The sequence below is a fragment of the Pseudomonas trutticola BRTCR10 genome (assembly GCF_056155105.1).
Map to the genome: position 1 here is coordinate 4,779,065 of NZ_CM149552.1, position 24,512 is coordinate 4,803,576.

24 protein-coding genes are annotated in these 24,512 nt (G+C 59.7%); 2 read left to right on the plus strand and 22 right to left on the minus strand.

Annotation, left to right across the window (positions count from 1 at the left end; translation table 11 throughout):
• Nucleotides 1–74 precede the first annotated feature (74 nt).
• The 15 genes from ACVVH8_RS21675 to ACVVH8_RS21745 form a co-directional block, all read right to left on the minus strand.
• Complete coding sequence (locus tag ACVVH8_RS21675; RefSeq protein WP_103306697.1) at nt 75–1,043, minus strand: GTP 3',8-cyclase MoaA; 969 nt, start codon at nt 1,041–1,043, stop codon at nt 75–77.
• 137 nt (nt 1,044–1,180) lie between these two features.
• Nucleotides 1,181–1,819 (minus strand): TetR/AcrR family transcriptional regulator, encoded by a 639-nt coding sequence (locus tag ACVVH8_RS21680; RefSeq protein WP_007908276.1) that lies wholly within the window; start codon nt 1,817–1,819, stop codon nt 1,181–1,183.
• 340 nt (nt 1,820–2,159) lie between these two features.
• A complete protein-coding gene (locus tag ACVVH8_RS21685) occupies nt 2,160–2,945 on the minus strand; it encodes a TatD family hydrolase (protein WP_103306698.1) in 786 nt (261 codons plus the stop codon).
• A gap of 15 nt (nt 2,946–2,960) precedes the next feature.
• Complete coding sequence (locus ACVVH8_RS21690) at nt 2,961–3,317, minus strand: PilZ domain-containing protein (protein ID WP_103306699.1); 357 nt, start codon at nt 3,315–3,317, stop codon at nt 2,961–2,963.
• Nucleotides 3,318–3,359: 42 nt separating this feature from the next.
• Nucleotides 3,360–4,343, minus strand: a complete 984-nt coding sequence (locus ACVVH8_RS21695; RefSeq protein ID WP_103306700.1) for a DNA polymerase III subunit delta' — start codon at nt 4,341–4,343, stop codon at nt 3,360–3,362.
• Nucleotides 4,336–4,968 (minus strand): dTMP kinase, encoded by a 633-nt coding sequence (gene tmk, locus ACVVH8_RS21700; RefSeq protein WP_475226271.1) that lies wholly within the window; start codon nt 4,966–4,968, stop codon nt 4,336–4,338. The genes ACVVH8_RS21695 and tmk overlap by 8 nt, the downstream gene beginning before the upstream one ends.
• A gap of 20 nt (nt 4,969–4,988) precedes the next feature.
• Nucleotides 4,989–6,164: an endolytic transglycosylase MltG gene (mltG, locus tag ACVVH8_RS21705; RefSeq protein WP_475226274.1), complete on the minus strand. Its 1,176-nt coding sequence runs from the start codon at nt 6,162–6,164 to the stop codon at nt 4,989–4,991.
• Between the two features lie 3 nt (nt 6,165–6,167).
• Nucleotides 6,168–6,983 carry an aminodeoxychorismate lyase gene (pabC, locus tag ACVVH8_RS21710; RefSeq protein WP_475226277.1) on the minus strand — a complete coding sequence of 272 codons (816 nt, stop codon included), beginning with the start codon at nt 6,981–6,983 and terminating at the stop codon, nt 6,168–6,170.
• Nucleotides 6,983–8,227, minus strand: a complete 1,245-nt coding sequence (fabF, locus tag ACVVH8_RS21715; RefSeq protein ID WP_064120373.1) for a beta-ketoacyl-ACP synthase II — start codon at nt 8,225–8,227, stop codon at nt 6,983–6,985. The genes pabC and fabF overlap by 1 nt, the downstream gene beginning before the upstream one ends.
• Nucleotides 8,228–8,335: 108 nt before the next feature.
• A complete protein-coding gene (acpP, locus tag ACVVH8_RS21720) occupies nt 8,336–8,572 on the minus strand; it encodes an acyl carrier protein (RefSeq protein ID WP_003175607.1) in 237 nt (78 codons plus the stop codon).
• 196 nt (nt 8,573–8,768) lie between these two features.
• Nucleotides 8,769–9,509 (minus strand): 3-oxoacyl-ACP reductase FabG, encoded by a 741-nt coding sequence (fabG, locus tag ACVVH8_RS21725; protein ID WP_025113014.1) that lies wholly within the window; start codon nt 9,507–9,509, stop codon nt 8,769–8,771.
• A 16-nt stretch (nt 9,510–9,525) separates the two neighbouring features.
• Nucleotides 9,526–10,464, minus strand: coding sequence for an ACP S-malonyltransferase (gene fabD, locus ACVVH8_RS21730; protein ID WP_475226281.1), 939 nt, complete (start codon nt 10,462–10,464; stop codon nt 9,526–9,528).
• Between the two features lie 123 nt (nt 10,465–10,587).
• A complete protein-coding gene (gene plsX, locus ACVVH8_RS21735; RefSeq protein ID WP_475226284.1) occupies nt 10,588–11,598 on the minus strand; it encodes a phosphate acyltransferase PlsX in 1,011 nt (336 codons plus the stop codon).
• 4 nt (nt 11,599–11,602) lie between these two features.
• Nucleotides 11,603–11,785, minus strand: a complete 183-nt coding sequence (gene rpmF / locus ACVVH8_RS21740; RefSeq protein ID WP_003179396.1) for a 50S ribosomal protein L32 — start codon at nt 11,783–11,785, stop codon at nt 11,603–11,605.
• Between the two features lie 13 nt (nt 11,786–11,798).
• On the minus strand, nt 11,799–12,326 hold the full coding sequence (locus ACVVH8_RS21745) for a YceD family protein (protein WP_475226287.1): 528 nt from the start codon (nt 12,324–12,326) through the stop codon (nt 11,799–11,801).
• 105 nt (nt 12,327–12,431) lie between these two features.
• Here ACVVH8_RS21745 and ACVVH8_RS21750 point away from each other — a divergent pair, with 105 nt between their 5' ends.
• Complete coding sequence (locus ACVVH8_RS21750; RefSeq protein ID WP_401304569.1) at nt 12,432–13,010, plus strand: Maf family protein; 579 nt, start codon at nt 12,432–12,434, stop codon at nt 13,008–13,010.
• A gap of 48 nt (nt 13,011–13,058) precedes the next feature.
• Here ACVVH8_RS21750 and sppA read toward each other — a convergent pair whose 3' ends face one another.
• The 3 genes from sppA to rluC are packed head-to-tail and all read right to left on the minus strand — an operon-like array spanning nt 13,059 to nt 15,681.
• Entirely contained in the window at nt 13,059–14,048 is a 990-nt protein-coding gene (gene sppA, locus ACVVH8_RS21755) for a signal peptide peptidase SppA (RefSeq protein ID WP_475226289.1), read from the minus strand.
• A gap of 24 nt (nt 14,049–14,072) precedes the next feature.
• Entirely contained in the window at nt 14,073–14,735 is a 663-nt protein-coding gene (locus ACVVH8_RS21760; RefSeq protein WP_213026282.1) for an HAD-IA family hydrolase, read from the minus strand.
• On the minus strand, nt 14,722–15,681 hold the full coding sequence (gene rluC, locus ACVVH8_RS21765) for a 23S rRNA pseudouridine(955/2504/2580) synthase RluC (protein ID WP_103306709.1): 960 nt from the start codon (nt 15,679–15,681) through the stop codon (nt 14,722–14,724). Before rluC ends, ACVVH8_RS21760 begins: the two co-directional genes overlap by 14 nt.
• A gap of 698 nt (nt 15,682–16,379) precedes the next feature.
• On the opposite strand from rluC, the gene rne reads away from it, so the two are divergent.
• Nucleotides 16,380–19,643 carry a ribonuclease E gene (gene rne, locus ACVVH8_RS21770; protein WP_475226292.1) on the plus strand — a complete coding sequence of 1,088 codons (3,264 nt, stop codon included), beginning with the start codon at nt 16,380–16,382 and terminating at the stop codon, nt 19,641–19,643.
• A gap of 241 nt (nt 19,644–19,884) precedes the next feature.
• Here the strand turns inward: rne and ACVVH8_RS21775 are convergent, their stop codons facing one another.
• Genes ACVVH8_RS21775 through ACVVH8_RS21790 form a run of 4 tightly spaced genes read right to left on the minus strand, consistent with a single transcriptional unit; the run spans nt 19,885 to nt 24,243 of the window.
• A complete protein-coding gene (locus ACVVH8_RS21775; RefSeq protein WP_475226294.1) occupies nt 19,885–20,478 on the minus strand; it encodes a nucleotidyltransferase family protein in 594 nt (197 codons plus the stop codon).
• On the minus strand, nt 20,475–21,455 hold the full coding sequence (locus ACVVH8_RS21780) for an XdhC family protein (RefSeq protein ID WP_213026285.1): 981 nt from the start codon (nt 21,453–21,455) through the stop codon (nt 20,475–20,477). Before ACVVH8_RS21780 ends, ACVVH8_RS21775 begins: the two co-directional genes overlap by 4 nt.
• Nucleotides 21,455–23,776, minus strand: a complete 2,322-nt coding sequence (locus tag ACVVH8_RS21785; protein ID WP_103307258.1) for a xanthine dehydrogenase family protein molybdopterin-binding subunit — start codon at nt 23,774–23,776, stop codon at nt 21,455–21,457. Before ACVVH8_RS21785 ends, ACVVH8_RS21780 begins: the two co-directional genes overlap by 1 nt.
• On the minus strand, nt 23,773–24,243 hold the full coding sequence (locus ACVVH8_RS21790; RefSeq protein ID WP_213026287.1) for a (2Fe-2S)-binding protein: 471 nt from the start codon (nt 24,241–24,243) through the stop codon (nt 23,773–23,775). The genes ACVVH8_RS21785 and ACVVH8_RS21790 overlap by 4 nt, the downstream gene beginning before the upstream one ends.
• Between the last annotated feature and the right edge of the window lie 269 nt (nt 24,244–24,512).

Genomic DNA, 24,512 nt, shown 5'->3' on the forward strand with positions numbered 1-24,512 from the left:
TGAGCCAGACAGAATCAGGAGGATGGTTTTGGGGTCGCTCCGCAACCCATCGGGGGTAAATCCCCTCACCACAATCAGCCGCCGATGATCTTCATGACAGTCGCGCCGCCAGAGAACGCCACTTCCTGCTTGTCGCCCAAGGCTTTGACCAGCAGACGCTGGAGCGCCGGCAAAGCCTGATGACGCGGCTTGTCCAGCAGATCCCCGACATAGTGACGGTTGCTCGACGACAGGCAGCCATGCAGCCAACCGGTCGACGAAAGACGCAGTCGCGAGCAGGTCCGGCAGAACGGCACACTTTCGTTGGCGATCACACCGAAGTTGCCCAACCCGGGAATGGCGTAACGCACGGCGGTGGCGTCCACCGGTGCGTCGGTTTGCGCGTACTCATAGCGCTCGCCGATCAGCTCCAGCAATTGTTGCAGGCTGACGAACTGCTGCAGGAAAGCATTGGAGTCCTTAGCCAGATGGCCCATGCGCATCAGCTCGATGAAACGCAGCTCATAGCCACGCGCCAAGCAGTAATCAAGCAGCGGCATCACCTGATCGAGGTTCTGCCCACGCAACGGCACCATGTTGACCTTGATCTTCATCCCCGCCGCCGCTGCCTGGTCCATGCCATCGAGCACGGTGGCCAGATCACCGCCACGGGCGATGCTGCGGAATGCATTCGCATCCAGGGTATCGAGGGATACGTTGATCCGGCGCAAACCGGCATCGACCAGCAGCGGCAGTTTTTTCGCGAGGAGTTGACCGTTGGTGGTCAGGCTGATGTCGTCCAGACCCATCTTGCCGACGGCGGTCATGAACGATTCGAGTTTGGGGCTGACCAGTGGCTCGCCACCGGTAATGCGCAGTCGCTCGATGCCAGCGGCTTCGATCAGATACGCCACGCCGCGCGCCATGGCCTCGGCCGACAGTTCATCCTGCGCAGCGACCAGCCGCTTGCCATTGGGCACGCAGTAGGTACACGCGTAATTGCAGGCTGAGGTCAGGCTGATGCGCAAATTGCGAAAACGCCTGCCTTGACGGTCAACGATCATGATCACTCCGGCGATGGAAAATCGAGCGGCTAAAACTTGACTCAGAATTCAAGTTTTAGCAAGCCCTATGCCTGAGTATATTCCTGCGGTACTGCGCCATGTAGCGAAATCATGGCGCAATAAGGCTGCTGAATGATTCAGCTGCTCGGCGTTTCCGGATCACGCTTGCGCTTGTTGCCCATGCGCACGCCGATGTCCATCAAGAACTGGAAGAAACCTTCCTGATCTTCCAGCACGTTGCTCCAGAACGGCGAGTGATACAGCGCCACGGCGCCGTGCACCAGCGCCCAGGACGCGCAGTAGTGGAAGTACGGTGGAACATCTTCGAGCTTGCCTTCGCTGATGCGGCCCTTGATCAACAGGGTCAGGCGTTCGAAGTTCGAGGCACGGATCTTGTGCAGCTCCTCGACCATTTCCGGCACCTGATTGCCCTTGACCACCTTCTCTTCGAGGCGGTCGAACAGGCGATAGCGCTGCGGGTCGCGCATGCGGAATTCGAAGTAGGCACGGGACAGCGCTTCCTTGTCCTTGTCGACATCGGCCGAATGCAGCAGCTCGTTCAAATCGCGCTCGTAATCGAGCATCAGGCGCAGATAGATCTCGGCCTTGGATTTGAAGTGCTTGTAGATCGTGCCTTTGCCGATACCCACGGCATCAGCAATCATCTCGACGGTGACACTGTCTTCACCTTGGTCGAGGAACAGCTTGAGCGCGGTATCGAGAATTTCTTGCTCGCGGCGACGAAACTCACGGACCTTACGAGGTTCTTTGTGCATAAGAAAAGGTCTGAAGGGTCAAAATTCGAAGCCGCGTATTATGCCTAACTTGCGCAAAAATGCACGGATCATCCGACCATATCTGTGTTTCTTGTTCGTTTTGAGAACGTTTTGGGCGCAATGAGAACTCAACTGAAGCGAACGTATTCCAAATTTGTTTAAAAACCCCGACCGCCTCACTGGACTGCACGCCAGACTGATCAATACTTCAACTGTCGGGCGGCATCTCCCCCAAGTGCCGCGCCGATAAAGGTACCAAGGGACCGCGTGCCTTTGTTTTACTCCTAATGGTCTTAACCCGGATTCACCCCCCAGAACCCGGGTTTTTTTTGCCTGCGATTCAGGCTTTTACATGAGCCAATGGGAACAACCGCTTGAAGTTCTCGGTGGTCTGCTGGGCAAAACGCTCGTAGTTTTCCCCACGCAACATCGCCAGAAACTCCGCTACTTCACGTACGTACTGCGGCAGGTTGGGTTTGCCGCGATAAGGGATCGGCGCCAGATACGGCGAATCGGTTTCCACCAGCAGGCGATCCGCCGGGACCTTGCTCGCCACATCACGCAGCGCGTCGGCATTGCGGAAAGTGACAATGCCCGACAGGGAAATGTAATAACCCATATCCAGCGCAGCCTTGGCCATGTCCCAGTCTTCCGTGAAGCAGTGCAGCACACCGGCCTGAGGCAAAGCCGCCTCACGCAGCAGTTCGAGGGTATCGGCGCGGGCGCCCCGGGTGTGGATGATCACCGGTTTGCCGGTCTGTTGCGCCGCTTGCAGGTGCAGACGAAAAGACTCCTGCTGCAGTTCGGCGGCTTCCGGTTCGTAGTGATAGTCCAGACCGGTTTCACCGATCGCCACCACTTTCGGGTGATTGAGTTCGTGCAGCAACCAATCCAGTGCAGGGGCTGCGCCCGGCTGCACGTCCAGTGGATGCACGCCGACCGAGCAATCAACATCGGCATAACGCTCAGCCAGGGCTTTGACATCGGCGGCGTTGTCGGCGCTGACGCCGATGCACAGAAAGTGCCCTACTCCGCGCTGCCGGGCTGCATCGAGTGCGGCATCCAGCGAGCCGTCGTGGGCGGCGAGGTCGAGGCGATCAAGGTGACAATGGGAATCTACGAGCATAAAAAAGACTGCAACTTACATCGTATGAGTAGGACGGTCGGACTTGAGGGCTCCGGCCAGGTGGGTTTCGATGCGACTGCGGGCGGTGTTGTCGCCATCGTTGAACTGCACGCCGACACCCGCAGCGCGGTTACCTTGCGCACCTTTCGGGGTGATCCAGGCGACTTTGCCGGCCACCGGAATCTTCTCCGCCTCCTCCATGAGGTTCAGCAGCATGAACACCTCGTCGCCCAACTTGTAGCTCTTGTTGGTCGGGATGAACAGGCCACCGTTCTTGATGAACGGCATGTAAGCGGCGTAAAGCACCGACTTGTCCTTGATGGTCAGGGACAAAATGCCGTTGCGCGGCCCGGGGCTTATCGGTTCATTCATGTTGACCTCCACTGCTGATGTTCAGAGTCTAGGTACACATTCCTATCTTTGACCAGGCAATCCCGCCCATTGCACCAGCAATGCTTCCAGCAGCAGCGCCGGATTGAGGTTGGCCTTGCTCAGGACTTTCTGCCGCTGGGCGAGAATCCAGTCCTGAATCTCGAGGACTTTACCCTGCGCACTCTTCTGCGCCAGGTACTGCACGACTTTACGCATGTCAGTCAGACCGAGGCCAGCTTCGTCCTGAGTCAGTTGATAGCGCAGGATCAGGCTCGACCAGTCACAGAACCAGTCGAACAGCCGCAGCATCGGAATGCTCTTCCACTCCTCGGCCAGTTGCGTCGGCGACTGCTGCTGCTTGAGCAACTTCTTCACCCCTTCAACCACTTGCGCGCGCTGCTCGCGGACGCCCTGGGACTGAAGACTGACCGCCATCAACGGCGAACCGGCGGCCAGCGTCAGCAGTTCGACACGCTCCTCTTCGGAACAATCCGGCAGCGCCTGCGCCAGCCACTGCAGGCTCATCGCCTCACCCGGCAACGGACAGGCCTGCTGCACACAACGGCTCTTGATGGTCGGCAACAAACGGCTTGGCTGGTGGCTGACCAACAGCAGAACGGTATCGCCCGAAGGCTCTTCCAGGCTCTTGAGCAAGGCGTTGGCGGCGTTGATGTTCATCGACTCGACCGGCTCGATCAAGACCACTTTTCGCCCACCCAGTTGCGCGGTCTGCACCACGAAACTGACCAGATCGCGCACCTGATCGACCTTGATGGCCTTGTCGGCCTCTTCCGGTTCGAGGATGTAATTGTCCGGGTGACTGCCGGCCTTGAGCAGCAGACAGGATTTGCACTCGCCGCACGCTTCGGGTGTCGGGCGCTGGCACAACAGGCTGGCCATCAGTCGCTCGGCCAGCGCGCGTTTACCAATTCCCGCCGGGCCGTGCATCAGATACGCGTGCGCGTGCTGGCTACGTCCGGCCAGTTGCTGCCAGAGACTGTCCTGCCATGGATAGGCCTCAGCCACGGGCCAGCTCCAGCAAGTTCGGGAGCAAGGTATCCAGCGATTGCTGAACCTTGACCAACGGCTGACCGGCATCGATGCGCACATAGCGCGCAGGATCGGCTTCAGCACGCCTGAGGAACGCACTGCGCACCGCTTCGAAAAATGCCCGGCCTTCCAGTTCGAAGCGGTCGAGGCGACCACGAGCACTGGCACGGGCCAGGCCGATTTCCACCGGCAGATCAAAAATCAGTGTGAGGTCCGGTCGCAGATCGCCCTGTACGAAGGCTTCCAGTGCGGCGATACGCTCCAGCGACAAACCACGGCCGCCGCCCTGATAGGCATAGGTCGAATCAGTGAAACGGTCGCAGAGTACGACAGCGCCACGGGCCAGTGCCGGACGAATCACTTCGGCCAGATGCTGGGCGCGTGCGGCAAATACCAGCAACAGCTCGGTGTCCGGGTTCATGACTTCCTCGGCCGGCGCCAGCAGCACGTCGCGAATGCGTTCGGCCAGCGGCGTGCCGCCGGGCTCGCGGGTCAGCACCACTTCGATACCAGCGGCGCGCAGGCGCTCGGCGAGGTATTCGCGATTGGTACTTTTGCCGGCGCCTTCCGGGCCTTCCAGGGTAATAAACAAGCCAGTCACAGGCAGTCCTTAATTCAAAGTCATTGCGCGTTTTGTGGAGCAGCGGCTTCCGGAGTCGGTGCAGACTCCTGCGGCGCAACCTGTGGCAGCGCTTCCGGCGCGGTGTCCGGGGATGCCGCGGGAATTGCTTCATCAGTCGCCGGAGCCGCTTCGGGCGTCGTGACCGGTGCCGGGCTGGAGCGGTAATCCGCACGTCGTTTGAGCTGGAATTCACGCACCGCACTGTTGTGCGCATCCAGATCATCCGAGAACACATGGCTACCATCGCCGCGGGCGACAAAATACAGGCTGGTGCCTTCCACCGGGTTCAGCGCCGCGTGAATCGCTTCACGCCCGACCATCGCAATCGGCGTCGGCGGCAAACCGGGAATCACATAAGTGTTGTACGGCGTCGGCTCCTTGAGATGAGCGCGGGTCAGTTTGCCGGTGTAGCGATCGCCCAAACCGTAGATCACCGTCGGGTCAGTCTGCAACTGCATCCCCAGCGCCATGCGGCGCACGAAGACCCCGGCAATCTCGCCGCGCTCCTGTGGCACACCGGTTTCTTTCTCGACCAGCGAGGCCATGATCAGCGCTTGATAAGGTTCCTTGTAAGGCGCGTCGACGGAGCGTTTTTCCCACTCCTTGGCCAGCACCTCATCGAGACGGTCAAAGGCCTTTTTCAGCAGCTCGGTATCGGAGACCCCGCGCACAAAGCGGTAGGTATCGGGGAAGAAGCGGCCTTCCGGGAACAGGCCCTTGTGGCCAATCTTCGCCATCACTTCGCTGTCGCTCAGACCATTGAGGGTCTGTTCGATTTTCTCGTCTTTCGCCAGCGCGGCGCGCACCTGATGGAAATTCCAGCCCTCGACCAGCGTCAGGCTGTACTGAACCACTTCGCCACGCTTCCACAAGTCGATCAGACCGTTAACGGTCATGCCCGGCTGCATGCGGTATTCGCCGGTATGAATCGGCGTACCGGCGAGATTGAAGCGCCAGTAAATCCGCAGCCAGAACGCGTCCTTGATGACGCCATCGGTTTCGAGCGAAAGGAATGTACGAGTCGGTGTAGAGCCTTTCGGCACATCCAGCAGCTCTTCCTGCGTGATGTTCAGAGGCTGTTCCAGTGCACTGTGAATCTTCCAGGCGCTGGCGCCCAACAGCAGCCCTGCCAGAACCAGTCCGGTTTCCAGCAGCAGCAAAAGTTTACGTCTCACAAATCAGGCATCCAGTAGGGCGCGGGCAATGGTTTGCAGTTTACGGGTGAGCGGGCCAACCGGCCAGCTCAGTGCAGCGTAGGCGCGTACCGGCCAGACGCCATACACGCTGTTACAGACGAAGACTTCATCGGCCCATTGCAGCTGTTCAAGGCTGATGTCGGCCATTTGAGTGGGGATGGCCAATGACTCGGCCTGAAACAATATTTCGGCACGCATCACCCCGGCCACGCCGCAGCGTTTCAGATCAGGGGTAATCAACACACCGTCACGCACCAGGAACAGATTGCTGAATACGCCTTCAATGACCCGACCGGCCTGATCGAGCATCAAGCCTTCGGCATGCTCGCTGTCCTGCCATTCGGCACGGGCGAGAACCTGTTCAAGGCGATTGAGGTGTTTGAGCCCGGCGAGCAATGGCTGTTTGGACAAACGCGTGCTGCACGGAAACAGGCGAATGCCTTGTTCAGCATGAACAGCGGGATAAACCGCAGGCGGATTGCCTTGCAGAATACGTCGGGCCTGCGCCGCAGGATCGGGCGCATAACCACGCAGGCCGTCGCCGCGGGTAAGGATGAGCTTGAGCACGCCCTCGCCCATCGCGGCCGCGTAGTTCAGCAGATCATGGCGAACCAGCTCGATATCAGTCGTGATGGCCAGACGCGTACAGCCTTCAGCCAAACGTGTCAGGTGTCGATCCAACAGCACTGGCTGACCGCAATGCACGGCGATGGTCTCGAACAGACCATCGCCGTAAGCCAGGCCGCGATCTTTCAGCGACAGAGCGTCAGCCGGTTGACCGTCGACCCAGCTGTCCATCAGCCCGCGAACCGGCGGAATGCCAAGGTACCGTTGGTACCGCCAAAACCGAAGGAGTTGGACAGCACGACATCGATGTCCATGTTGCGCGCCGTGTGCGGCACGAAATCGAGATCGCAGCCTTCGTCCGGCTCATCAAGGTTGATGGTCGGCGGTGCCACCTGGCTGTTGATCGCCAGCACACTGAAGATCGCCTCGACCGCGCCCGCCGCACCCAGCAGGTGACCGGTCATCGATTTGGTGGAGCTGACCGCCAGTTTGTAGGCGTGCTCACCGAACACCGACTTGATCGCGTTGGCTTCGGCAAGGTCGCCGGCCGGGGTCGAGGTGCCGTGGGCGTTGATGTATTGCACCTGATCAACGTTGATCTTCGCATCACGCAGCGCATTGGTGATGCAGCGTGCAGCACCGGCACCGTCGGCAGGAGGCGAGGTCATGTGGAACGCATCGCCACTGGTGCCGAAACCGATCAACTCGGCGTAGATGGTCGCACCGCGCGCTTTGGCGTGTTCAAGCTCTTCGAGCACCAGTGCCCCGGCGCCGTCGGACAGCACGAAACCGTCACGGCCCTTGTCCCATGGACGGCTGGCGCGGGTTGGCTCGTCGTTGCGTGTCGAAAGTGCACGGGAAGCACCAAAGCCGCCCATGCCCAGACCGCACGCGGCCATTTCGGCACCGCCGGCAATCATCACGTCGGCTTCGTCGTACATGATGTTGCGCGCCGCCATGCCGATGCAGTGCGTACCGGTGGTACACGCCGTGGCGATGGCGTAGTTAGGTCCCTGTGCCCCCAGGTGGATGGACAGGAAACCGGAAATCATATTGATGATCGAGCCTGGCACGAAGAATGGCGAGATTCGACGCGGGCCCGTCTCATGCAGAGTTCGGCTGGTTTCTTCGATGTTGGTCAGACCGCCGATCCCCGAACCCATGGCCACGCCAATGCGTTCACGGTTGGCGTCGGTGACTTCGAGTCCGGCATTGCGCACGGCTTGAAAGCCGGCGGCGAGGCCGTACTGAATGAACAGGTCGAGCTTGCGCGCTTCCTTGACCGACAGGTATTCCTCGACATTGAAGCCCTTTACCGAGCCGCCAAAGCGGGTGGAATAGGCAGAAAGGTCGGTGTGTTCGATCAGACCAATGCCACTGCGGCCAGCCAGAATGCCCTGCCAACTGCTCGGCACATCCGTGCCCAGTGGCGACAACATACCCATACCGGTGACTACGACGCGTCTACGCGACACAGCACTCTCCTTTTTCAAATGACGATTTTGCATCAGGCCTAAAGAAAAAACCGCACGCCATGATGGCAGTGCGGTTTTTCCATGACAGCAAGCAACGATTACAAACTATTACGCCTGGTGGCTAGTAACGTAGTCGATTGCAGCTTGTACAGTAGTGATCTTCTCAGCTTCTTCGTCAGGGATTTCGGTCTCGAATTCCTCTTCCAGAGCCATCACCAGCTCAACGGTGTCAAGGGAGTCGGCACCCAGGTCTTCTACGAAGGAAGCAGTGTTAACCACTTCTTCTTCTTTAACACCCAGTTGCTCGGCAACGATTTTCTTGACGCGCTCTTCGATGGTGCTCATACCTTGTTTTCACTCCTAATGGACAAATTCAGGCAGCTGGCCAGTGGGTAAGTGTATAGAAAGACTTTTCAGCTTTTCAACTGAAAGCTTCACTCCTCAAACCCTACGGCCCTCTGCCTATAAATAGATTGCAGCTTTATAACGGATTTTAGACAGCTCGTATGACATTTTTTTGAAGCAATCCGTCACATTTTACTTACATGTACATCCCACCGTTCACCGGGATTGTAGCCCCAGTGACGTATGCCGCACCGTCGGATGCAAGAAAAGCGACCACAGACGCGATCTCTTGAGCTTGTCCCAGACGACCCAGCGGAATCTGCGTCTGCAAGGCTTCACGCTGTGCTTCAGGCAGCTCGCGCGTCATATCAGTGTCGATAAACCCTGGGGTTACCGAGTTGACCGTAATCGAACGCGAACCGACTTCACGCGCCATTGCACGGCTGAAACCTTCCAGACCGGCCTTGGCGGCTGCATAGTTTACTTGGCCTGCGTTGCCCATGGCACCCACCACCGAGCCAATACTGATAATTCGACCCCAACGGGCCTTGGTCATACCGCGCAGAACGCCCTTGGACAGGCGATACAGACTGTTCAGGTTGGTATCGATGACGTCATACCATTCGTCATCTTTCATGCGCATCATCAGGTTATCGCGGGTGATGCCGGCATTATTGACCAGAATTGCCGGCGCGCCGAACTGCTCCTGAATGCTCGCGATGACTTTGCTGACCGACTCGTCGCTGGTGACATTGAGTTCCAGACCAGTACCCTGAATGCCATGCTCTTTCAGCGTGGCAGCAATCGCCTCGGCGCCCTTGGCGGAGGTCGCGGTGCCAACCACGATGGCGCCCTGACGGCCCAGCTCCAGTGCGATAGCCTGGCCGATACCGCGGCTTGCACCGGTGACCAGTGCAACTTTACCTTGCAGACTCATGCAAGTTTCTCCTGATTCAGGCTTGCGCTGCGCGAGCGGCAGCGAAAGCGTCTGGGGTATTGAGGTTGGAAGTCGCAACGCCTTCGGCGCAACGCTTGTTCAGGCCGGCCAGGACTTTGCCCGGGCCGCACTCGACCAGATTGGTCGCGCCCTTGGCTGCAAGGGACTGAACGGATTCGACCCAGCGTACTGGTTTGTAGAGTTGTTCGAGCAGATCACGCTTGAGGGTTTCCAGATCGGCCGGCACTTGCGCGCTGACGTTCTGTACCACCGGGATCTGCGGCGCCTGCCAGTCGATGGCGGCGATGGATTCGGCAAAGCGCTCGGCAGCCGGACGCATCAGTTCGCAGTGCGATGGCACGCTCACTGGCAACGGCATGGCACGTTTGGCGCCACGGGCCTTGCAGCCTTCGATGGCGCGCTCAACGGCAGCCTTGGCACCGGCGATGACCACTTGGCCCGGCGAGTTGAAGTTGACGGCGCTGACCACTTCACCCTGCGCCGCTTCAGCGCAGGCTGCCAGCACATCAGCGTCCTCCAGACCGAGAATGGCAGCCATGCCGCCCTGCCCCGCTGGAACCGCTTCCTGCATCAGTTGACCACGGCGCTCAACGAGCTTGACCGCGTCAGCCAACGTCAGGCTGCCGGCAGCGACCAGTGCACTGTATTCACCAAGGCTGTGACCGGCAACAAATGCCGGACGCGCGCCACCTTCCGCCAGCCACAGACGCCACAGGGCAATCGAGGCGGTCAGAATGGCCGGTTGGGTTTTATCGGTTTGATTGAGCAGCTCTTCCGGGCCCTGCTGGGTCAACGCCCACAGGTCATAGCCCAGAGCAGCAGAGGCTTCTTGGAAAGTTTCGAGGATCAGTGGATGTTGCGCGCCCAGCTCGGCCAGCATGCCGAGGGACTGCGAACCCTGTCCTGGAAAGACGAATGCGAGGGAAGCAGACATGTAACAAGCCCCTAATGATCTTGTCGTCGGAAAATGACGCCCCGCTTGGGGACGCAAGAAACTGACAGTTGGATGGCCCTGTGAACCGGGCGGTCACATTTAAGCATTGTCGGACGAAAACGCCTAAGACAACAAATCCTCCAGACGACCGTGGAGGCGCTCGGGAAGATTCTCCTGAATCTCGATCAATGCGCGCTGAATCGCACTCTGAAAGCCCTGAACCCCGGCCGAACCGTGACTTTTCACGACGATACCCTGCAAGCCGAGGAAGCTTGCGCCATTATGTCGCGCCGGCGCCAGATCAGCCTGCAAGCGTTTCATCAGCGGCAACGCCAAGGCGCCGACCGCACGCGAGGCAAAGTTCTTTTTGAACAGCGCTTCGATCCGTGCAGCAATCATCGTTGCCAACCCTTCGCTGGACTTGAGCAGGATATTGCCGACAAAACCGTCACAGACCACCACATCCGCTTCGCCGCGATACAGACCATCGCCCTCGACAAACCCGATGTAGTTGATGCCACGAGCAGCCTGCAGCAGCGTTGCCGCCAGTTTTACCTGCTGATTACCCTTGATGTCTTCGGTGCCGATATTCAGCAACGCCACGCGCGGACGAGCGATACCCAGCGTTTGCGCTGCCACCGAGCCCATCACCGCGAACTGCAATAAATGCTCAGCACTGCAATCGACGTTGGCGCCAAGGTCGAGCAACTGGCAATAACCCTTTTGCGTCGGGATCGCGGCAACCATGGCGGGACGATCAATACCCGGCAGAGTTTTCAAAACGAACCGCGACAAAGCCATCAACGCACCGGTATTGCCGGCACTGACGCAGGCTTGCGCCTTGCCATCGCGCACCAGCTCAAGGGCGACACGCATCGACGAATCCGGCTTGCCACGCAGCGCCTGGGTCGGTTTTTCGTCCATGGTGATGACTTCGCTCGCCGCAACAATCGTCAGGCGCGCGCGATCGACAGCCGATTGGCCATTGATCAATTCTTCAAGAAGGGAGGGTTGACCGACAAGGGTCAGGTGCAGCGAGGGCGTAGCAGAAAGGCAAGCAAGGCTGGCCTGAACAATGCTGCGGGGACCGAAGTCCCCGCCCATTGCGTCAATCGCGATGACTTGAGCGGACAAGTGATTACTCGTCAGCGCCCTTGTCGATCACTTTACGGCCACGGTATACGCCTTCTGGCGATACGTGGTGACGCAGGTGAACTTCACCAGTGGTTTTTTCTACAGACAGAGTGCTAGCCTCGAGAGCGTCGTGCGAACGGCGCATGTCACGGGCAGAGCGGGATTTTTTGTTCTGCTGAACAGCCATAATTGATTAACTCCTAAACGTTTGGGTCACGCTTTAACTGCGCCAATACACTGAACGGGTTGGACCGCGTTACCTCGTCCTCGCTCGGTTCGGGCTCATCTGCTCCCGCCGGCTGCTGGCATTCTTCCGGATGATGAGCAGGCACAATAGGCAAGGCAAGCAGAAGCTCTTCCTCGACCAGTGACTGCAGATCCAATGGATCTTCGCCCAGTTCCAGCACGTCATAACCTTTCGGTAACGACTGGGTATTCGCACCCTCCTTCACCACAGCGTAACTGCATTCGCTATGGATCGGCAGGGTGACCAGCTCAAGACAACGCTGGCAAATCATTTTGACTTCGGTGTCGATAAAGCTGTGGATCACCACAGATTTACGTTCATCTCGTTCAAAAACGAATTTCGCCTGCACCGTACCGACATCGTCGGAAAGCGGGTCGCAGAGTCTCTTCAAATCGGCCAGCAGCAGTTCACCTTGAAGGGTGGTGCCACGGTCAGCCAATTTGCGCGGGTCAACGTGAGGTGGAATCGGGTCATTCAACATAGGCGCAGCATTATAGGGATGCACCCACCCATGTCAAAGGAAATTGTGCCCTGTCCGTCACTTGCGTGCCTCCGTTAGAATTCGCACCTGCCTCAGGAGACGCGAATGCTGCCTTTATTACTTGCTTCAAGCTCGACTTATCGCCGGGAACTGCTCGCCCGTCTGCACCTGCCGTTCGTCTGCAGTTCACCGGATATCGATGAAAGTCACCGCCCGGGCGAGTCGGCCATCGAACTGGTCAAACGTCTCGCCGAACAGAAAGCCCGGGCGCTGGCTGACAGCCACCCCGCTCATCTGATTATCGGCTCGGACCAGGTGGCAGTGCTCGGCGAGCAGATCATCGGCAAGCCGCACACCTTCGAGAAGGCCCGCGAACAGCTTTTGGCCGCCAGCGGTGCCAGCGTGACCTTCCTGACCGGCCTGGCGCTGCTCAACAGCCAGACTGGCCAATGTCAGATCGACTGCGTGCCCTTCACCGTGCACATGCGCCAGCTCGACGAGACGCGCATCGAGCGCTACCTGCGCATCGAGCAACCTTACGACTGCGCTGGCAGCTTCAAAGCTGAAGGCCTCGGCGTAAGCCTGTTTCAATCCACCGAAGGCCCTGACGCCACCAGCCTGATCGGCCTACCGCTGATTCGCCTGATCGACATGCTGCTGGTTGAAGGCGTGCAGATTCCCTGAGCCACAAAAAACCGGCCATCAAGGCCGGTTTTTCCATGCCGCGATTTCTTAGCGCAGCGAAGGCCCGTGGAAACCCATCCACATCGCCAACTGCTCAGCCACGCTTGCACCAAGCTTCTTCGAGAAGCGATCGAATGGCGACTCCTGAACAGTGAAGTCCACCAGCTCTTTCTCGCCAATCACATCACGCGCAACAGAGCTGGCGTTACCCAGACCATCGATCAACCCCAGCGGCAGCGCCTGCTCGCCCGACCAGACCAGTCCGGAGAACAGCTCCGGATGCTCTTTGTCTTTCAGACGATCACCACGCCCCTGCTTGACGCTATTGATGAACTGCTTGTGCGTGGTATCCAGCACGCTTTGCCAGAACGCAGTTTCCTCCGGTTTTTGCGGCTGAAACGGATCAAGGAACGATTTGTGCTCACCCGACGTGTACGTACGGCGCTCGACACCCAGCTTCTCCATGGTGCCGACAAAACCATAACCCGCCGCTGTCACGCCGATGGAACCGACCAGGCTCGCCTTGTCGGCGTAAATCTGATCTGCCGCGCTGGCGATGTAATACGCACCGGACGCACCGAGATCGGAAATCACCGCATAGACCTTGGTATCCGGATGCAGACCGCGCAAACGCTTGATCTCGTCGTAGACATAACCCGACTGCACCGGACTGCCACCCGGGCTGTTAATGCGCAGGATCACACCCTTGACCTTCTTGTCCTCGAACGCCGCACGCAGGCTGCCGACGACGTTGTCGGCACTGGCCGGTTCTTTGTCGGCGATCATGCCGGTAACGTCGATCAGCGCGGTGTAGTTCGGGCCACGGGTGGCGCTCTTTTCCATGTCCATCAACGGCGTGAACAGGATCAGCGCAACAAACAGATAAATAAACGTCAGCAGCTTGAAGAAGATCCCCCAACGCCGCGAACGACGCTGCTCCTGGACGCCGGCCAGCAGGGTCTTTTCCAACAGCTTCCAGCTTTTCTCGTCACCGCCGTCGGCCTCTGCCTTGGCCGGCGCCTTCCATTCATCGGTCATGCCATCCACCCCAGCAAAATCGTATTAAGCCCGCTGACCCAGCCAGGCATGCAATTCGGAAAAACGGTCGATCGACAGGCGCGGCTCGTACTGCTGCAGCGATTCGATCGATTGCGCGCCATAACTGACCGCCACAGATGCCATGCCCGCATTGCGCGCCATCAGCAGATCGAAGGACGAATCCCCTACCATCAGCGCCTGATCGGCACGCACACCACAATGCGCAAGGATCTGCTCCAGCATCAGAGGGTGTGGCTTGCTGGCAGTTTCATCGGCAGCGCGGGTGATATCGAAATAATCTTCCCAGCCATTGGCCTTGAGCACCCGATCCAGTCCACGCCGATTCTTGCCGGTCGCGACGGCCAGGTGATAGCCCTGCTCACGAAAGGATGCCATCGACTCAACGACACCCTCGAACAACGGCGAAGGCACAGCCTCTGCAGCGATGTAGTGATCGGCGTAATACTCGCGGAACGCGATCATTTCCGCATCACTGATCTCGGGATACAACGTGCGAATTGCCTCGGGCAAGCCCAGACCGATGATGCCTTTGACGGCAAAATCGTCGCGCAACTCGAAACCGGAACGCTCGGACGCCGAATGCATCGCCTCGACGATCCGATGAATGGAATCAGCCAGCGTGCCATCCCAATCGAAAATCAGCAGTTTGTAATCAGATGGGCGCACTCAATCGCTCCACTGTCTTGGCCCACATTTCATCGACCGGCGCCTGCAAGGTCAGCTTGCCGCCATCGGGCAGCGGCACGGTCAGCATGTAGGCGTGCAGGAACAGGCGCTTGCCACCCAGATCACGGATTTCCTTGGTGAAATCGTCGTCGCCGTACTTGCTGTCACCGGCGATGCAATGTCCGGCGTGCAGGGTGTGCACACGAATCTGGTGGGTCCGGCCGGTGACAGGCTTGGCCTCGACCATAGTCGCGAAGTCGCCGAAGCGGCGCAGCACCTTGAACACGGTCAGGGCTTCTTTGCCTTCATCGTTGACTTCGACCATGCGTTCGCCGGAACGCAGATTGCTCTTGAGCAACGGCGCACTGACCTGCTTGATCGAGGTCGCCCAGTTACCGCGAACCAGCGCCATGTAGCGCTTGTCGACGCCGTCGCCACGCAGCTTTTCGTGCAAGTGACGCAGCATGCTGCGTTTCTTGGCGATCATCAGCAGGCCGGAGGTGTCGCGGTCGAGGCGATGAACGAGTTCCAGTTCCTTGGCATCGGGACGCAACTGACGAAAGGCTTCGATCACACCGAAATTCAGGCCACTGCCACCGTGAACAGCAATGCCGGCGGGCTTGTTGATCACGATCAGGGCTTTGTCTTCGTAGACAATCGAGGCTTCCAGGCGTTGCAACAGACCTTGCGCCAAAGGCACCGGCTCGTCGCGCTCAGGCACGCGGACCGGCGGCACGCGCACGATATCGCCGGCCTGCAGCTTGTATTCGGGCTTGATCCGACCTTTGTTCACACGCACTTCGCCTTTACGCAAAATGCGGTAAATCAAGGTCTTGGGCACGCCTTTGAGCCGGGCGAGGAGGAAATTGTCGATTCGTTGGCCGGCATACTCCGGCGAGACTTCAAGCAATTGAACGCCTGGAGTCGAAGGGGCAGTAGTTGTCATGCCGCGGATGATAACAATTTTTATGGAATTGAAGCACTTAATCATTGCTGCTATAGTCGCGAACGCCGCCAAAAGCGGCCTGGACAGCGGCACCACGGTCAAAAACCGGCCCTGACCAACGCAATTCACCAGGACGCGAGGCCGTCCTACGGGGCTTTCGCTACGTAACGGTGGAGTTTGCGGTTGTAACAAGCGCAGGTGACATGAGGCCTGAATCACACCGCCGAGCAGAGTTTCTACTCGCCCGGCAGGCAAATATTCGAGGCCAGTTCACAAAGTGCAGTCAGCTGCAGATGACCCCGAGCGAACGCTTCGGAAACACCGCCTGAATTAGCCATGATGCGTGACCTCCCCTTTCGGAGCTCACGGTAAATGCCAACCCGCTGCGGATTCTGCGCGCGGCAGCACCCGAATTATCAGGGATACGTGTAGGGTGGAGATGCACAACCGCTGGACTGTGTAGCAATAGGCTTTATCAAGACGCTTCATCTCGTCCACAGCCACGGTTGATTCCTCCTCCTGACTGAGTGCTTAAGTAGCCACAGCAAGCAGGACGCGTACGTCGCGGTATCGGCCCAATTGGTCGTACATCGCTGGACACGGGAATGGCCAACCACTCCCGACGCACCTGACACCGACCGTGAGAAGTCGTGTGTGCCGAACGCCGTTTCCGGCAGCCCGGAAACCGACGGTACTACATGAAAAGAATGCTGATTAACGCAACTCAACCCGAAGAGTTGCGTGTTGCACTGGTAGATGGCCAACGCCTCTACGACCTGGACATCGAATCCGGTGCACGCGAGCAGAAAAAGGCCAACATCTATAAAGGCCGTATCACTCGCATCGAACCAAGCCTTGAGGCTGCCTTTGTCGATTTCGGCTCCGAGCGCCACGGCTTCCTGCCCCTCAAAGAAATCTCGCGCGAATACTTCAAGAAAGCCCCTGAAGGCCGCGTCAACATCAAGGACGTCCTGAGCGAAGGCCAGGAAGTTATCGTTCAGGTCGAAAAAGAAGAACGTGGCAACAAGGGCGCCGCCCTGACCACCTTCATCAGCCTGGCCGGTCGTTACCTCGTGCTGATGCCGAACAACCCGCGAGCCGGCGGCATTTCCCGCCGCATCGAAGGCGAAGAGCGCAATGAACTGCGTGAAGCGCTGAACGGCCTGGTTGCACCGGCCGACATGGGTCTGATCGTGCGCACTGCCGGCCTGGGCCGCAGCAGCGAAGAAATGCAGTGGGACCTCGACTACCTGCTGCAACTGTGGACCGCCATCAAAGAAGCCTCGCTGGATCGCTCCGCGCCATTCCTGATCTACCAGGAAAGCAACGTGATCATCCGCGCCATTCGCGATTACCTGCGCCAGGACATCGGCGAAGTGCTGATCGACAGCGTTGAAGCTCAGGACGAAGCCCTGACCTTCATCCGCCAGGTGATGCCGCAGTACGCCAGCAAGATCAAGCTGTACGAAGACAGCGTTCCGCTGTTCAACCGTTTCCAGATCGAAAGCCAGATCGAGACCGCTTTCCAGCGCGTCGTTGAACTGCCTTCCGGCGGCTCCATCGTCATCGACCCGACCGAAGCCCTGGTGTCCATCGACATCAACTCGGCGCGCGCCACCAAAGGCAGCGACATCGAAGAAACCGCCCTGCAGACCAACCTTGAAGCGGCTGAAGAAATCGCTCGCCAGTTGCGCCTGCGCGACATCGGCGGCCTGATCGTCATCGACTTCATCGACATGACCCCTGCCAAGAACCAGCGCGCCGTGGAAGAGAAAGTCCGCGAATGCCTGGAAGCCGACCGCGCTCGCGTGCAGATCGGCCGCATCTCGCGCTTCGGCCTGCTGGAAATGTCCCGTCAGCGCCTGCGTCCATCGCTGGGCGAAAGCAGTGGCATCGTCTGCCCGCGTTGCAACGGCACCGGCATCATCCGTGACGTTGAATCGCTGTCGCTGGCGATCCTGCGTCTGATCGAAGAAGAAGCCCTGAAAGACCGCACTGCCGAAGTTCGCGCTCAAGTGCCGATCCCGGTGGCGGCGTTCCTGCTCAACGAAAAACGTAACTCGATCACCAAGATCGAACTGCGCACCCGTGCTCGCATCGTCATTCTGCCGAACGATCACCTGGAAACCCCGCACTTCGAAGTTCAGCGTCTGCGTGACGACAGCCCGGAAGCCGCGACGAACCAGTCCAGCTACGAAATCGCAGCCGCCGCTGCCGAAGTCGAAGAAGTCCAGCCAGCCGCTGCGACCCGTACCCTGGTTCGTCAGGAAGCCGCGGTCAAGACCGCTCCGGCCCGTGCCAACGCTCCGGTTCCGACCGAAGCTGCCGCACCTGTTGCCCCAGCGCCTGCTCCGGTTGCCGCGCCAGAACCAAGCCTGTTCAAAGGTCTGGTGAAATCGCTGGTCAGCCTGTTCGCGACCAAAGAAGAACCAGCCGCTCCGGTTGTGGTTGAAAAACCAGCCGCCGAACGTCCGGCCCGCAACGAAGAGCGTCGCAACGGTCGTCAACAGAGCCGCAACCGTAACGGTCGTCGCGATGAAGAACGCAAGCCGCGCGAAGAGCGCGCTCCACGTGAAGAACGCGCCCCACGCGAGCCGCGTGAAGAGCGTGCGCCACGCGAAGCCCGTGAAGTCCGCGAGCCTCGTGAAGCCCGCACCGAAGCGCCAGTAGCCCGCGAAGAACGCGCGCCACGTGCTCCGCGTGAAGAACGTGCACCGCGCGCTCCGCGCGAAGATCGCAAGCCTCGTGGCGAGCGTGAAGAACGTGTACGTGAACTGCGCGAACCTCTGGACGCTGCTCCAGTTGCTGCCACCGCTGCAGCCGTGACCGCTGAAGAGCGTCCGGCCCGTCAGCCACGTGAAGAACGCGCACCGCGTCCGCCGCGTGAAGAGCGTCAACCGCGTCCTGAGCAAGCCGCTGCTGTCGTTGCTGAAGAAGAAGTCATCAGCAATGAAGAGCAACTGCCGGAAGACGGTTCGGAGAACGCCGAAGGCGATCGTCCACGTCGTCGCTCCCGCGGCCAGCGTCGTCGCAGCAACCGTCGTGAGCGTCAGCGTGATGCCAACGGCAACGTGATCGAAGGTTCGGAAGAGTCCGAATCCGAAACCGGCGAAAACGCTGAAGCGCCAAGCACTGCCGATCTGGCTGCTGGCCTCGCTGTTACCGCTGCTGTTGCCAGCACCGTGATCAGCGCTCCGGCAGAAGCCCAAGCTCACGAGCAAGCTGAACGCGCTACTGCTGCGACGCTGGAAACCGCTCCAGTTGAAGCACCGGTTGTTGAAGCTCCCGCTGTTGAAGCAACCACTCCAGTAGAAGTGACTGCTGCTCCAGAGGTTGAAGTGGCTCCGGTTCGCGAAGCCCAGTCGCAGTTTGAAGCGTTCGCTCAACCTGCTGCTGAAGTCGCCGGGGCACCAGTCGTTGTTGCAGAGCCGGTTGTCGAAACCGTCGCTGAAACCGTGACCGAAACCGTGCGTGAAGTTCGCGAAGAGCAAACCGCATTCAACTGGGTTGCCGAGCCTGCCGTCGCTGAAACACCAGCGCCTGCATTCGAAGCGCCAGTGGTTGAAGAAGCCAAGGTTGCCGAACCTGCTCCAGCGCCAGTCGTTGAAGCACCGGTGGTCGAAGCGCCAGTGGCTGCCGAAGCTCCAGCCCCGGTGGCTGAGCCAGCTCCAGCCAGCGCCCTGACGCCAAATGGTCGCGCGCCAAACGATCCACGTGAAGTGCGTCGTCGCAAGCGTGAAGAAGAGCGTCTGGCGAAAGAAGCCGAACTGGCGGCCGCTGCTGCTCCGGTTGCTGCCGAGCCAGCCGTTGTTGCTGAAGTGGTCGAGGCAGCGCCTGCCCCGGTTGCTGAAGAAGCCGTTGTTGAATCGGTCATCGCTGAAGCTCCACGCTCCGTTCAGGACGCGGTAGAGCAACACGAAGAGGCCCAGGAAAAAGAACACGAGCCTAAACCTCTCGTCTGATTCCAAAAGCCAATAAAAAGCCCCGCCTGATAATTCAGGCGGGGCTTTTTTATACCTCAGCTTTTGGAGCGTATTGCAGATCTATCCCCCTCACCCCAACCCTCTCCCAGAGGGAGAGGGGGAAAGGGAGCCGATTTTCGTGCTGTTCAAAACCTGAGTTCGACTTGATGTTTAGTCGGTATCTCTCCAAAGAACACCTCGGTCAGTCCCCTTACCCTCCGGGAGAGGGTTAGGGTGAGGGCTATCGAGCGAACACCAGCGCTTCAGGCACATCGATATCCCACAACACTCCGGGATCATCCACTGCAACCTCAACCACCCGCCCCTGCTTGAACAACGGCCTGGCCCCGCGATCACCGTTCAACGCAAGCAAGCCCGGACCAAACGAACGCCCAAACCCCACCGGATGCCCAAACTCGCCAGCCTGCACCGGCACGCTCACCGCATCGTCAGCCATTGCCGCCGCCACCCGCTCGATACTCGACGGCAGGATAAACGGCATATCCCCCAGCACGATCAACCAGCCATCCACTTCCGGGCACGCCGCCACACCGGCTGCAATGCTGTCGCCCATCCCGGTAGACTCGATCGAAACCACCTCACACCCATACGCCTGAGCCATGCGCATTGCCTGCGGCCGCGCTTCAGTGGTCACCAGCACGCGCTTGTCGAGACTGGCCGGCAGATTCACCAACACCTGCTCGATCACCGAACGCACGGCGCCATCGCGGCCGGTGCAATCGGCCAGCAACTTGTCCTTGTCTGCACCGGCAACCTGGCGGAAGCGGCTGCCCTCGCCCGCTGCCAGCACCACCACGCCGATCGATCGACTCATGCGCCCTCCACTGTTTTCTTCTGTTTCAACTCGACCCCGTTCTTGATCGCGACGATTTCCGCCAGCAAGGACAAAGCGATTTCTGCCGGCGAGTGACTGCCGATGTGCAAGCCGATCGGCCCGTGCAAACGAGCGATGGCTTGTTCCGACAAGCCTAGCTGAGCCAGATTCTCCCGGCGTTTTTGACTGTTGACCCGCGAGCCCAGCGCTCCAACATAAAAGGCCGGCGAATCCAGCGCTGTGAGTAACGCCATGTCATCCAGCCGTGGGTCGTGAGTCAGCGCGACAATCGCCGTGCGCTCATCGGTCTGGATACTCAGCACCGCATCATCCGGCATGCCGGGGACGAAACGACCGTGGTGCGCTTCCCAACCGTAGACGAATTCGGTGCGTGGATCGCAGATCAGCACCTCGAAATCCAGCAACCGCGCCATGTCCGCCACGTACCGCGACAACTGACCGGCACCGATCAACAGCAGCCGCCAGCGCGGGCCATAAATCGCGCGCAGGGTCTTGCCGTCGAATTCCAGCGAGTCGGATTTGCTCGCGGCAGTCAGAACCACTTCACCGGTTTCGATATTCAGCTCACGGGCGACGATCTCATGGGCTTCGCAACGCGCCAACAGCTCGGCGACCCAGGCCGGATCACCGACCCGCTCCTCAGTCAGACGCAACGTACCGCCGCACGGCAAGCCGAAGCGCGCCGCCTCTTCCCGCGTGACGCCATAGGTGATCAATTGCACCGGCGGCCCGTCAGCGGCAATCCGTCCGTCGTGCAGGCGGGCAATCAAGTCATCCTCGACACACCCGCCCGACACCGAGCCGATCACCACGCCGTCCTCGCGCAACGCCAGCATGGCGCCGGGAGCCCGGGGCGCGGTGCCCCAGGTCTGCACCACACTGAACAACACCACCCGCTGACCGGCGCGGCGCCATTCGAGCACGCTGCGCAGAACATTGAGATCAGCGCTGTCCATCAGGCTTTGGCCTTCTGCCAGCCCTGCAACTGATAACGCACCGGCAGATTGCGAATACGCTGACCGGTGGCCGCGAAGATCGCATTGCACAGCGCCGGCGCAATCGGCGGCACACCCGGCTCACCGACACCGCCCAACGGCACATCGCCCGGCGGCGTCACCAGATGCACCGCAACCTCTTTCGGCGCGAGCGACATGCGCGCGACTTCGTACATATGGAAGTTATCCTGCTGCACCTTGCCGTCCTTGAAGCTGATCTCACCCAGCACCGCATTCCCGAGCCCCATGACACAGGCCCCCTCGAACTGCGAACGGATGCGCTCAGGGTTGATCTGCGGCCCGCAATCCACGGCGATGTCCGCCTTGTGCACGATCAGCGTGCCATCGTCTTTGACCTCGACTTCAATGACCGCCGCCACATAGGTGACGAAACTGTAATGCACCGCCAGACCGAGGCCGCGCCCCTTGGGCAATTGACGTCCCCAACCGGCTGCCTTGGCCGCGGTTTCCAGCACGGTGCGCATACGCCCGGTGTCGATCGGATAACGCTCGGGGGATTCGCCGTAGTTCCACTCTTCGCTCAGGGTGCGCGGATCGATCTGTCGATCCGGGCCGAGCAGTTTGATCTGGTACTTCAACGGATCAACACCGGCCTTGTGCGCCAGTTCATCGACAAAACTCTGGATCGCAAAACCGTGGGGGATGTTCGACACCGAGCGATACCAGCCGACCCGCGTGTGTACAGTGGCTTCGGGATTTTCCAGACGCACGTTGGGGATGGCATAAGCCATGTTGGTGAAACCCATGCCCAGCTCGAACGCTGCCTCATGGTTCATGCCCGGGGCAAACAGTGCGGTAATGCTTGGCGCGACGGTGCGATGCAGCCAACCGGACGGCATGCCGTCCTTGCCGATCCCGGCCTTCAGGTATTCGGCGGACACGGTGTGGAAATACGAATTGTGGATGTCATCTTCGCGCGTCCACTGCACCCGCAGCGCTTTGCCGGGAAATTCCTTGGCGAGGATCGCGGCTTCAACGACGAAGTCAGGCTTCGACTTGCGCCCGAAACCGCCACCCAGCAGCGTGACATTGAAGGTGACGTTATCGAACGGCAGACCGAGACGTTCGGCGATGCGCTCACGGGTCACCTGTGGCGCCTGACTCGGCGCCCAGGCTTCGCAAACCCCGTTGTTATAACGGGCAATGGCAACCATCGGCTCCATCGGTGCCTGCGCCAGATGCGGCAGGTAATAAGAAGCCTCAAGGCTGCTGGCAGCACCGCTCAAGGCCTTGTCGATATCGCCGGTGTTGCGTACCACTTTGCCGGGCTTCAGCGATGCGGCTTCCAACTCCTTGCGGTAGGCAATCGAGTCGTAACTGGCGTTCGGGCCATCGTCCCACTCGATCTTCAGCGCCTCGCGGCCCTTGATCGCCGCCCAGGTGTTGCTCGCAACGACCGCCACGCCGCCCAATGGCTGGAACTCCGAAGGCAACGGACGGTTTTCGATCTGGATCACTTTAAGCACACCGGGCACTTTCAGCGCGGCGCTGTCGTCCAGCGATTTGACCTTGCCGCCGTACACCGCCGGACGAGCGATGGTCGCGTAGAGCATGCCGTCGAAATGCACATCGGCACCGTACACCGCACGGCCGTTGACGATGTCGTCACCGTCGATGGCTTTGTTGCCTTCTTTGCCGATGTAGCGAAATTCCGACGGCTGCTTGAGCCGCAGGCTGTCACGCGCCGGCACCGTCAACGCACTGGCCGCGGCGGCGAGTTCGCCATAACCCAGCTCGCGACCGGACGGTTTATGAACGACTTTGTGCAACTGCGCGTGACACTCGCCGACTGGCACTTTCCATTGGTCGGCGGCGGCTTGCTCAAGCATGGTCCGGGCAGCGGCGCCGCAGCGACGCATCGGCTCGTACCAGTGGCGCATGCTGCGTGAACCGTCGGTGTCCTGGTTGCCGAAACGTACTTCATCGCCCGGGGCCTGCTGCACTTTGACGTGAGCCCAGTCAGCCTCAAGTTCGTCGGCAACCACCATGGTCAGACTGGTGCGCACGCCCTGGCCCATTTCCGAACGGTTGCACACCACCGTCACCGTACCGTCGGCCGCAATGCTGACGTAGACCTTCGGATCATCGATCCAGCCGTTGGGCATGCCATCGGCGCCGAATTTCTTTTCCTTCTCGTCGGCCAGCGCATCCTGCCAGCCCCAACTGGCGGCCAGCACCAGCGCACCGGTTGCGCCGACACCTTTGAGAAAGCCTCGGCGACTGAGATTGCTCAGGGCGAAATCGTTCGGAAGACGGCTCATGCCTTGACCTCCTTCAGATGAGTGGAGGCCTGACGGATCGCGGTTTTGATCCGGTTGTAGGTGCCGCAACGGCAAATATTGCCGACCATCGCTTCTTCGATCTGCTCGTCGCTCGGGTTGGGGTTGGTCTTGAGCAGCGCCGTGGCGGACATGATCTGCCCGCCCTGACAGAAACCGCATTGCGCGACAGCCGTGTCGAGCCAGGCTTGCTGAACGATTTGCCCGACCGGGTCAGCGTGAAGATTGTCGATGGTGGTGACGTTTTGCCCGACCACTGAGCCAATCGGCGTGATGCAACTGCGTGCAGGCAACCCATCGATATGAATGGTGCAGGCGCCGCACAGGCCCATGCCGCAGCCGAATTTGGTGCCGTTGTAACCGGCGACATCACGAATCGCCCACAACAGTGGCATGTCTTCGGTGACATCGAGGGGATGGTCTTGACCGTTGAGTTTCAGGGTAATCATGGGCACGCCCGCATATTTCTAGTGGTTATGGGGTCGAGCAATCTGCCGCCGGAAATCAGCGGTGTGGTTCGCGCAGATCGACTCAGGCTAATCGGCCGATACACATCAGTGAAGCTGAACACTGATCCTGTGGCGAGGGAGCTTGCTCCCTCGCCACAGGGGTCATCGCTGACTGATATGTGGTTGGCACAGGCTCTCTCGTGCTGACGGCGACGTCTGCACCGGGCCTTTGATGGAGCAAATGACGGTTATCGTTAGCTGGCTACGTT